This window comes from Streptomyces sp. UF-297 (genome assembly GCF_058245575.1).
Map to the genome: position 1 here is coordinate 1 of NZ_JBSIBZ010000165.1, position 8,898 is coordinate 8,898.

The following is an 8,898-nucleotide window of genomic DNA, read 5'->3' on the forward strand; positions in this document are numbered from 1 at the left end:
GGGGGGCGGGGCGGGGGGGGGGGGGGGGGGGCCCCCCCCCCCCCCCGGGGAGGGTGTTACGCGGGGGCGAGTTCGGCGGCGGCGGACGAGATCGGCCAGCGGCCGCCGTAGTCGACGTGCACGCGGCGCGACCGGTCGGTGATGTGGGTCGCGGTCTCGATGACGCGGCCGGTCTCGGCGTGTCCGTCCTGCTCCGGGAGGGCGAACGTCCGGCGGGCGGTGTCGCCCACCCGCCACCAGACCGCACCGTCGTCCTCGATGGGCGCGGGCAGGTGATCGGCGGGGACGCCGAGGTCGGCGGCGGTGCAGCTGGCGCACCCGAGCCGTGTGCCGACCTGATACAGCGGGGCGGCCTGCTCGCACGCCGGGCAGTCGCCGGGGGCGGCGTACCGTGCGGACCGCTCCGGGATCAGGGCTCCGAGGTCGGCGTGCGCGGGGTCCATGAGGAGCACGTACGGGGAGTGCTCGCCGCGTTCGGCGCCGGCCAGGACGACACAGCCGTTGTGCAGGCGGGTGATCCGGCGGAGCGTGACCGGCTGGGCGGCGAAGGTGTCGGGGTAGCGCTCGCCCTCGTTGCCGCTGATGTAGGGGGCGCGGTGGACGGGGCGGACGTGACGGTAGCCCTCGCGCTCGATCTCGTCCCAGGTGGCGAAGCGCCATCCGGCGGGGGCCTGCGTACGCCGCGCGCGGCGGCGCTCGGTCTCGGTGACGGCCGAGGCGCGGACGTCGACCATGGTCACCAGTCGTTCCGCGGCGAGGTGCTTGCGGGTGTGATCGGTCGCGTGCTTGCGCTCATCTCCGGTGGCCAGTGCCTTCCAGGGCGAGGAGCCGCGCGCCGTACGCCACACGTGCCCCGCCGGGTCGGTTGCATCGTCCACAAAGACGGGGGTCCGCCCGTTGGCGTCCGGCGTTCCGTAGCGGTAGCGGGTCTTGATGTCGGTCACGGCTGTGCCCTCCGAGGTCGGGTTTCGAGTGGTGGTGTCGGTCGGGGCGCCACCCCCTTCCAACAGGGACAACATTACCAGTGTTGGGCCGGAAACGGAAGCCGAAAAGGGGGTCTGACCAGGGTTTTTCTCGGATTCCTCGCGGCGCTGCGCGTGCCCTCCGGGCCGGGCCGACCCCTCTCCTTGCCAGCCGCTTTTCAGCACCACGGCGGGCCCGCAGGCGGCGGACTGCCTGCACTCGGCAGAAGGGCGCCCGGCTCAGGCGGCGGCCAGGTGAGCGGTGGGGCGGAGGTAGCGGCCGGGCTGGCCGGGGATGGCGACGGGGGGCCAGCCGGGGGTGGCGCGGAGCCGGTGGGGCGGCCGGCGGGAGTGCGCGGCGTCCCGCTCGGCCTGGGTGCGCATCCGTGCGAGGCGGCCGGCCAGGCGCCGGGCTTCCTCGTTCGCCGCGGCGGTCACCTCGGCGTACCAGGCGGCGGGGTCCTCGTCGGCCAGCCGCTCCAGGCGCTCCTCCTCGACCTCCTGGCGGCGCCATCGTTCGGCGGCCTCGACGACGGCGGCGAACCGGCGGGGGTCGTTGGGCGGGAGCTGGCTCCAGGCCAGCGATCCGTACGGCGGGACGTTCCAGTCCCCGGCTCCGTCGGCGAGCGTGGTGACCTGGTGCACGGCCCACGCCTGGGCGGCATCTGCGGTGTTCACGGGGTTCTCCTCCGGCATGGGGTTTCGAGGGGGTGCCGGGGGCGGCGGTGCCATCCGCTGCCCCCGGCAGGGGTCACGCGATCTCGTGCTTGTAGTTCTCCTCGGCCTGGTGCAGCAGGGCGTCCTCGCTCAGTCCGTACGCGTCCGCGAGCCTCCGGAGGTTGCCGACGTAGCAGACGAGGGCCGCGGCGCGGTCGTTGATCCGTTCAGGGAAGGGCCGCCCGGAGAGGCGGACGAGGTGGAGCTGCTCCAGGTCCTGCGGGCTGAGGGCGTAGGTGCGGGCGAGGTGGAAGGCGTCGGTGAGCGCGTCGCTCACGGCGATGTCCACCAGCTCCTGCGCGGTGGCGGCGCCTTCGCGGCGTCGGGCTTCGCGGGACAGGGCGCCCAGGGAGCGGAGGGCCGCGCGGGCGGCCTTCACGGACGGGGTGGGCCGCCGGGTCGCCTGGGGGTGGGCGAGCATCGCGGCGATGGCCGTTCGGGCACGGCAGGCAGGGGTCAAAGGGTCCTCCGATGGTCGGGTTTCGAGTGGTGGTGCCGGTCGGGGTGCCACCCCCTTCCAACACGAAGAACAATACCAGCTCTAGGCCCGATTCGGAAGGGTGGAAACGGCCTTTGACCAGGGGATTTCTCGGGGCCGGCAGCGTTCGGATTCGTGGCGCCGGCCTCCCGCCGCAGAAGGAGGGGCGAGTACGCAGACGGCCCGCGCCTCCACGGGGGAGGGCGCGGGCCGTCGGTCCGTTCGGTGGTCAGCTGCTGGCGCGTCCCAGCAGTGTCAGGGTCTCCTCGCAGGCCCTGGCGAAGCTCTCGGCGAGCGGGGTGTCGTCGGCAGCGGCCTGCTGGCACTCCCACCACGTGCTGGCCGTGAGGTCGGCGAGCTCCTCGACCTGGTGCTCGTCGAGCTGGAGCGGCGCGGCCGCGGTGGCACATCGCGGGATGGCGTCACTCAGCCATCCGGGCAGGCTTTCGGGGTGGCACACCTGCAACGCGGCGTAGAGCGGCGCGGGCACTGGAAGCGCGGCGCTCACACCGTTCTCCCGGCCATGGCCGGTTCGGTCGCGGCGTGTTCGTCGAGCCACCGCGCGGCCGCCGTCACGGTGGTGAAGAAGCGGTCATCGGCCCGGGGGTGGTGGCGGAACACCGGGGTCGGCCGCTCCCCCGGCTCCGGCGCGGACAGCTCGGTGAGGCCGTAGCTGACCGTGTAGCCCGGTCCGCCCCGGGGGCCGAAGCCGGGTTCGATGGCGCCGACGATGTCCTCGGGGGCGAGCCGCAGCGCGTTGCGGCGTGCGACGAGGTACCACCGGGGATCGCCGGGCGGGTCGAGCATGATGCCGCGCCGGGGCGGCGGCCCCTGGTAGACCCATACCTGTCCGCAGCGCCGGGGCTTGGTGCCCATGCCGAGTCGGCCGGTGTCGAACACCTGCGGCGTCGCAGGGAGTTCGGCGTCCAGCTTGGTCGCCGCGCCGCACTTCGGGCAGTAGATCCGTACGGTGAGGGCCCGGTAGGCGTCGCCGTGACCGCACAGGTTGTCCTCGGCGTCGAGCGGGCAGGAGTGGCCGCTGTAGCTGCTCTCGCGGACGGTGCGGTGAATCCGGTAGTCGACCTCCCAGCCCTTGGCGGTGCAGCCCTCACGGTGTTCGGGGGTCGTGTAGTCCAGGTGCGCGGCGAGCGCGTCCAGGCCGGTCACTGCTCGTCCCCGATGCCGAGTTCGGCGTGCAGGGCGTTGAGTTCGTCGAGCCGGGGGCCGCCGGCGGCCGCGGAGAGGAACCCCTCCATCCCCATGCCGATGATGTGGGCCTCCAGGACGCTCAGGGCGGTCTGGTGGCCGAAGCCGTTGAGGTAGGCGTCGAGGGGGACGGGGCGGCCCTTGGCGTAGCTGAGGGCGAGGGTCAGCAGCTTCTCGTCGGTGCCGGTGAGGTAGACCCCCTCGTCGGCGCGCAGGGCGGTGAGGTCGAGCTCTGCGGTCAGGGCGCGGCCGATGTCCGGGACCTCCGCCCACGTGAGGGTGATGTGGCGGGCGAAGTCGGCCCGGCCGGGCAGGCCGGAGGAGGTGACCAGGTGGGTCGCGGCGCGCTTCAGCTCGCTGCCGCTGAGCGTGGCGGCCGCGGTGAGCGCCGCGCACATCTCCTCTGCGGAGAGGGATGCCGGGCTCGGGGTGACGTCGTGTCGCATGGGGCCTTCTCAGTTGTTGGCGAAGCGGTGCAGGGCATAGTCGTGCGCGCTGGTCCCGGCGACCGCGGAGGAAAGCCGGGTGGCAAAGCGCTGGTAGGCGTCTTCCTGGGCCGGGGTGAGCACGATCCGCTCGGGCGGCTCCTGGCCGGGGCCGGCTGCGGCGACGGCGGTGAGCAGCACCTCGGTGTCGGGCTGGTGGTCCAGGTTCAGCACGGCCAGGCCGCGGGCGAAGTCGTTGACGAGCTTCTCGGGATCGCCGTCACGGCCGGGCTCGGCCCAGTCACCCGCCAGCTGCTCCAGGAAGTCGGCGAGCTCGGTGTCGTCCTGGCCCTCGACGGCCCGGCGGAAGTGCGCCAGGACGGCGGCCACGGTGTCGACGTCGCGCGGGTCGATGTCGACGGGGTACAGCGGGGTGTGCTCCCAACGTCCGTCGGGGGCGTACAGGGTGTACTGCCCGGGGGGCCGGGCGGCGCTCGGGACGTAGCGGCCGGTGTTCGTGGCGGTGTGCCGCAGCGGCGCGGGCAGGGCCTGGAAGAGGCGCCCCCATGCGTCGTGGGCGGCCGTGCCGTCCAGGTCCGCGGGCAGCTGCCACACGTCCTCTTCCCCTGCGCGGACCGCGCGGGTGTTCAGGGCCAGCTGCTGGAGGAGGGGCTCCTCCATGTTCATGAACAGGGCCAGCCAGTCCTCGTCATCGGGGAGCAGGACACGGCGCTGGGCCGGGTTCTCGGTCATGCGCTGGGCTCCTTCACGGCCGGGCGGGCGAACGGGTTGGGGGCCTCGCCGCAAAGGATCTTGCGGACGAGTTCGGCGACCTCGCGGGCGCCCTCCTCGGTGGCGGGGGCGGCGATCGGGTGCGGGCGGTCGCTGGCGGGCTCGTCGACGCGGATGTCCCAGCCTCCGCTGGTGAGCGCGAGCGAGAGGGGCGCCTCCCGCCCCTGGTAGCCGAAGCGCGGCCCGCCGGCCGGCGGGTCGACGGCGATGCGCAGGCCGGGCCGGACGGTGAGGCCCTTGGTGCCGAGTTCCCCGATCAGGGTGTCCCGGGCGGTGTGCAGCTCGGTACTGGTGAGCTTGACGTGGGAGCAGTAGCGGGCGGCGAGGGCGTCCACTACGCCGGTGGGCAGGCTGGTGACGGCGGCCCAGTCCTCGGGGGTGATGCCGTGGCGCTGGCCCGCCTCGTACATCTCGGCGAGCAGATCGGCGGCCTCGGCCAGGACGCTGGGGACGTACAAGACGCGCGACCCGTACAGTGCGCGGCCCCCCAGGTCCCGGGTGGCCATGCGGATGCCGACCTGCGCGGCATCCAGAGCGGTGGTGTCGCTCATGGGCGGTTGCTTCTCCTAGGTTGGACGGGCGGGGTCCGGGGCCGATATCCGCGGCCCCGGACCCCACTCTGTCGCGTCGCTCGGACATTCCGGGCGGGTTCATTCGATGGCGGTCCGCAAGGCACGGGGGTATCTGTGATTCTCCTCGTGCCGGCTGACGTTCCGGTGCGGTTCCGTCAGTGCCGTCAGGCCCAGTCGCAGTAAGTGCACTCGGCGTCGTCGACGGGCGTGTTCTGGTGCGCCGCGGCCAGCTCGGCCACGGACCGCACGGGCGTCCAGGCCGGCCCGGGACAGCAGCCGCTCGGGCAGGGCACGCGGGCCTCGAACCGCCAGTCGAAGGGGTCGCGGTCGTCCACCCACCGCACGCACAGGGACTCGCTCCCGGCTGCGAAGGTGCCGGTGCGGAACTGCGGGTCGGAGCTGGTGGCGTCCCAGGCGAACAGCTCGGTCGCAGCCTCCCCGAAGACGCGGCGGACGTCGGCCAGGTCGGCGGTCCGGTCCTCCTCGGCGGCCAGCCGCTGAAGCGCGGCGCCCAGCACGGGGAGGGTCTCGGCCAGGACGGTCCGGTCGATGCCCTCGGCCTTGGGGGACGCCTCACGGAGCTGGGCGAACTGGTTGTCCACGACGTGCGCCGGGACACGAGTGGTGCCGGTCCGGGCGGCGTTGCGGGTGTGGGCCAGGTCCGGCGGCGTGCTCATCGCCAGCGCATAGGAGAGGACCCCGTACTCGTCGGCGAGTTCGGCGAAGCGGCGGCGCAGGCCCTCCTCGGCGAAGGTCGCATCCACGACCGTCGTCAAGCGCAGGGCGAGCCGCGCGCGGAGCACGGTCTCCAGGGCCTGCCAGGCGGCTCCGCTGACCGACTGGTTCCCGGGGTCGTCGGCACACATCCGGCGGAAGTCGTCGGCCCGCAGGACCTGGCTGGGCTGGAACATCCGCGATACGCGGGTCTTGCCGGTGCCGCTCGCGCCGACCAGGAGGATCAGCGCGGGCGTCTCGAACGGCAGGGTGATCGGAGCGGCGGACATCAAGCGGCCTTTCGGAAGGTGAGGACGTCGGCGAGCCGACGGGTGGACAGGGGGAGAAGCCGGGCCAGGCGGCGGCCTCGGCGGCCGCGCCCCTTGGCGCGGTACATCGAGGCGTCGGCGTTCTTCAGCAGCGCGGACAGCAGGGCACCATGGGTGCCGGCGGGTCCGGGGTCGGTATCGACCGTGCGGGCGGTGCCGATGGACGCTCCGACCTCCAGGCGCAGGCCCTCGTGCCGGACGGGCCGGGTCAGCGCGGCGTGCAGGCGGGCCACGCGTGCGGGCAGGTCGGAGGCGTCCGGGAGGATCACGGCGAACTCGTCGCCGCCCAGCCGCCCGGCCTCGGCGCCCTCGGCGTCAGCCCACTCGGCCAGGCGCGAGCCGACGGCCGCAAGGACGGCGTCCCCGGCGTCGTGTCCGAACCGGTCGTTGACCGGCTTGAACGCATCGAGATCGACAAGGAGGGCCGCGGCCGGGCCCGCCGCGACGATCTCGCGGGCCCGCGCGGTCCATGCCGCTCGGGTGGGCAGTCCGGTGACCGGGCAGGTGCGGGCCTGGGCGAGCTGACCGCTGAGCGTGGAGACCTCGGCCAGCAGCATCTCGACGGCGGGCACGACCTGGGCGAGGGCGCTGCGCAGCTCGTGAGGGCTGGCGTCGGGCCGGGCGAGGTCGGTGCGGGCACGGTCGAGCAGGGCGCCGGTCTCTATCGCGGACGGCATGATGGGGTGGCTTCCTTTCGGTGTTCGCATCAAAGGGGAGGGCCCGGGGCGGCGGACGGGGTGACGGCCGTGACGGCCGCCCCGGGGCAGTTCAGCGGACGGCAACCGCCCACCGCTTGACCAGGGCGCCCCGCAGGCGACCCTCGGTCGGGTCGTCCTCGGTGAGGCGGTCAGCGGCGAGCCGCTCGTGCAGGTCCTCGGGGATGTGCACGTAGGGCCGGGCCAGGTCCACGACGGTGGCGGGGTCGTCGATCTCGTACGGGTGGATGCCCGCGGCGACGAGGTTGCGGATCAGCGCGCCGTCGCGACGGGGCACCTGCCACACCTGGGTGTAGAACGTGGCGAGCTGGGCGTCCCAGCCGACGATGACCCGGGTGTTGCGGGGTACGTGGTCGCGACGCCGGAGGGTGTAGAGGCTCATCCCGCCCCCTCGGCGTGCATCCGGGCGCGGTCGCATCCGGATGCCCCGGGGCCCGCGCCGTGCAGGTGCACGTTGAGCAGGTCCTCGCGGGTCCATACGGGCGTCCACACGCGGCCCCGGCGGCACTCGTCACGGCGCGGGCAGGGGCTCGCGGCCTCGAACCGCGTGCTGTACCGGACGCCGAGCGCGTGCCGGCCAAAGACGATCTCGCCGTACATGTGCGTCCGGTCGATCTCGGTGGTCACCTGGACCAGGTGGTGGGCGAGGTCGTGCCCGAAGCGGATCGACGCCTCTTCCCAGGCCCGGAACCACGGGGTTCGGGTGTAGCGCTTCGCGAGGAAGTCCGCCAGGGGGTCGGCGGGCGGGAGCCACTGGCCGGTGTGGGTGTCGAGGGTGCCGCAGTGCGGGCAGGTGCGGCGGCGCGGCGTTCCGGTGCAGCCGTCCGCGAACCGCTCGCCGCAGCACGGGCAGTGGTGGGCCCGGCGTTCCTCCGGGCTGCCCGCGGCGGCGCCGCAGCCCTTGCACACCAGCCTCGTGCGCTGGGTGCGGTGGGGCATGTCGGGCACCGGCGGGGCGGTGGTCTGGTGGGTCGGACAGGTCGTCATCTTGAGCGAGCTCCGTGCGGAGAAGGCCGGGGCGACGGTCGGCTGAGCGGCCGCCGCCCCGGGAAGTGGCCGGGTGGGGGTCAGGTGCGCGGGCCGCGCGGCGCACCGGCCGCGGCGTTGCCGTTGGTCTGCGCCTGGCCGCGCTGAAGGCGGAAGGCGGCCGCCCTCTCCGGCGTGTTGTGCTTCTCGTAGGTCGCGCGGGCTTCGGCCTGGAGCTTCTTGACGGTCTCGGACGTGGGCACGGATGCCTCCGGTGGTCGGGTTTCGAGTGGTGGTGTCGGTCGGGGTGCCACCCCCTCCCAACACGTAGAACAATACCAGTCTTGAACCTGATTCGCAACGGGTCGGGTGCGAATCCGGGGCGGGTCAGGGTCAGTTCGCCACGGTGGCGAGCAGCTTGCTCAGCTCGGGCCACAGCAGGGTGTCGCGGCCCCAGCAGGGATCGACGAGGGTGACCTGACGGGCGTCCTGGGCTGCTCGTACGGCGTCGCGGTGGCATCCGGCGTACTCGCGCCGGATGTGCGACTTGCGCAGGCGGCCGCCGAAGCCGGTGTGCCCGTTCCCGCCCCAGGCGGTGACGAGGATGTCGCGCACCGGTCCGGGGCGGTCGGCGCGGTGGGCGGCCAACAGCAGGCCCGCGCCCCTGGCGGTGCGGGTGAGCTGCTGGAGGCCGGCGGCGTCGGTCAGGCACATGACGGCGGCGCGCTGTTGCCAGCGGCGGCCGTCGAAGGCGGGCCCGTCGCATCCGGGCTGGGACTGGAGGGTGACGAAGCCGGACCGGTTCAGGGCGGCGAGCACGGGCACCAGGGGGCCGGTCTCCTCGTCGGGGCCTCCTCGATAGGCGCCGCCGGGCAGGGTCGCCAGGGAGCCCTCCAGCCACTGCGCGGTGAGTTCACCGAGGTCAGTCAGGGTACGTGCGGAGGACCAGGCACGTGCTGCTGAGCGGGGCATGGCAGGTTCCTCTCCGCCCGGTCGCGCGGGCGAGGGGGGGGGGGGGGGG

General features: G+C 73.9%; 14 protein-coding genes. All 14 read right to left on the bottom strand.

The genetic code is table 11. The annotated features are described in order from the left end of the window. Nucleotides 1-56 precede the first annotated feature (56 nt). The gene (locus AC4IJH_RS42600; protein ID WP_490857425.1) at nt 57-944 is read right to left on the bottom strand and encodes a hypothetical protein; all 888 of its coding nucleotides are present in this window, start codon (nt 942-944) and stop codon (nt 57-59) included. Nucleotides 945-1,202: 258 nt separating this feature from the next. Then, nucleotides 1,203-1,640, bottom strand: a complete 438-nt coding sequence (locus AC4IJH_RS42605) for a DUF2742 domain-containing protein (protein ID WP_330269909.1) — start codon at nt 1,638-1,640, stop codon at nt 1,203-1,205. Between the two features lie 73 nt (nt 1,641-1,713). Further along, on the bottom strand, nt 1,714-2,100 hold the full coding sequence (locus AC4IJH_RS42610; RefSeq protein ID WP_164342747.1) for a hypothetical protein: 387 nt from the start codon (nt 2,098-2,100) through the stop codon (nt 1,714-1,716). Between the two features lie 286 nt (nt 2,101-2,386). Next, the gene (locus AC4IJH_RS42615; RefSeq protein ID WP_490857426.1) at nt 2,387-2,665 is read right to left on the bottom strand and encodes a hypothetical protein; all 279 of its coding nucleotides are present in this window, start codon (nt 2,663-2,665) and stop codon (nt 2,387-2,389) included. After that, nucleotides 2,662-3,324 carry a hypothetical protein gene (locus AC4IJH_RS42620; protein ID WP_490857427.1) on the bottom strand — a complete coding sequence of 221 codons (663 nt, stop codon included), beginning with the start codon at nt 3,322-3,324 and terminating at the stop codon, nt 2,662-2,664. Before AC4IJH_RS42620 ends, AC4IJH_RS42615 begins: the two co-directional genes overlap by 4 nt. After that, on the bottom strand, nt 3,321-3,809 hold the full coding sequence (locus AC4IJH_RS42625) for a hypothetical protein (RefSeq protein ID WP_330269913.1): 489 nt from the start codon (nt 3,807-3,809) through the stop codon (nt 3,321-3,323). Before AC4IJH_RS42625 ends, AC4IJH_RS42620 begins: the two co-directional genes overlap by 4 nt. Before the next feature lie 9 nt (nt 3,810-3,818). Then, nucleotides 3,819-4,541, bottom strand: coding sequence for a hypothetical protein (locus AC4IJH_RS42630; RefSeq protein WP_490857428.1), 723 nt, complete (start codon nt 4,539-4,541; stop codon nt 3,819-3,821). Beyond that, on the bottom strand, nt 4,538-5,131 hold the full coding sequence (locus tag AC4IJH_RS42635) for a hypothetical protein (protein ID WP_330269915.1): 594 nt from the start codon (nt 5,129-5,131) through the stop codon (nt 4,538-4,540). Before AC4IJH_RS42635 ends, AC4IJH_RS42630 begins: the two co-directional genes overlap by 4 nt. Before the next feature lie 185 nt (nt 5,132-5,316). Next, nucleotides 5,317-6,156, bottom strand: a complete 840-nt coding sequence (locus tag AC4IJH_RS42640) for an ATP-binding protein (RefSeq protein ID WP_330269916.1) — start codon at nt 6,154-6,156, stop codon at nt 5,317-5,319. Next, nucleotides 6,156-6,872 (bottom strand): GGDEF domain-containing protein, encoded by a 717-nt coding sequence (locus tag AC4IJH_RS42645; RefSeq protein WP_330269917.1) that lies wholly within the window; start codon nt 6,870-6,872, stop codon nt 6,156-6,158. The genes AC4IJH_RS42640 and AC4IJH_RS42645 overlap by 1 nt, the downstream gene beginning before the upstream one ends. A 91-nt stretch (nt 6,873-6,963) precedes the next feature. Next, on the bottom strand, nt 6,964-7,293 hold the full coding sequence (locus AC4IJH_RS42650; protein WP_490857429.1) for a hypothetical protein: 330 nt from the start codon (nt 7,291-7,293) through the stop codon (nt 6,964-6,966). Beyond that, the gene (locus AC4IJH_RS42655) at nt 7,290-7,898 is read right to left on the bottom strand and encodes a hypothetical protein (RefSeq protein ID WP_490857430.1); all 609 of its coding nucleotides are present in this window, start codon (nt 7,896-7,898) and stop codon (nt 7,290-7,292) included. Before AC4IJH_RS42655 ends, AC4IJH_RS42650 begins: the two co-directional genes overlap by 4 nt. 80 nt (nt 7,899-7,978) lie before the next feature. After that, the gene (locus tag AC4IJH_RS42660; protein ID WP_330269920.1) at nt 7,979-8,140 is read right to left on the bottom strand and encodes a hypothetical protein; all 162 of its coding nucleotides are present in this window, start codon (nt 8,138-8,140) and stop codon (nt 7,979-7,981) included. A gap of 130 nt (nt 8,141-8,270) precedes the next feature. Further along, nucleotides 8,271-8,849: a DUF6919 domain-containing protein gene (locus AC4IJH_RS42665; RefSeq protein ID WP_490857431.1), complete on the bottom strand. Its 579-nt coding sequence runs from the start codon at nt 8,847-8,849 to the stop codon at nt 8,271-8,273. Between the last annotated feature and the right edge of the window lie 49 nt (nt 8,850-8,898).

Bases quoted from the DNA above. Each gene is read 5' to 3' on its own strand.
- AC4IJH_RS42610 (WP_164342747.1), bottom strand. From the start codon at position 2,100: ATGCTCGCCCACCCCCAGGCGACCCGGCGGCCCACCCCGTCCGTGAAG.
- AC4IJH_RS42625 (WP_330269913.1), bottom strand. From the start codon at position 3,809: ATGCGACACGACGTCACCCCGAGCCCGGCATCCCTCTCCGCAGAGGAG.
- AC4IJH_RS42630 (WP_490857428.1), bottom strand. From the start codon at position 4,541: ATGACCGAGAACCCGGCCCAGCGCCGTGTCCTGCTCCCCGATGACGAG.
- AC4IJH_RS42635 (WP_330269915.1), bottom strand. From the start codon at position 5,131: ATGAGCGACACCACCGCTCTGGATGCCGCGCAGGTCGGCATCCGCATG.
- AC4IJH_RS42640 (WP_330269916.1), bottom strand. From the start codon at position 6,156: ATGTCCGCCGCTCCGATCACCCTGCCGTTCGAGACGCCCGCGCTGATC.
- AC4IJH_RS42645 (WP_330269917.1), bottom strand. From the start codon at position 6,872: ATGCCGTCCGCGATAGAGACCGGCGCCCTGCTCGACCGTGCCCGCACC.
- AC4IJH_RS42650 (WP_490857429.1), bottom strand. From the start codon at position 7,293: ATGAGCCTCTACACCCTCCGGCGTCGCGACCACGTACCCCGCAACACC.
- AC4IJH_RS42655 (WP_490857430.1), bottom strand. From the start codon at position 7,898: ATGACGACCTGTCCGACCCACCAGACCACCGCCCCGCCGGTGCCCGAC.
- AC4IJH_RS42665 (WP_490857431.1), bottom strand. From the start codon at position 8,849: ATGCCCCGCTCAGCAGCACGTGCCTGGTCCTCCGCACGTACCCTGACT.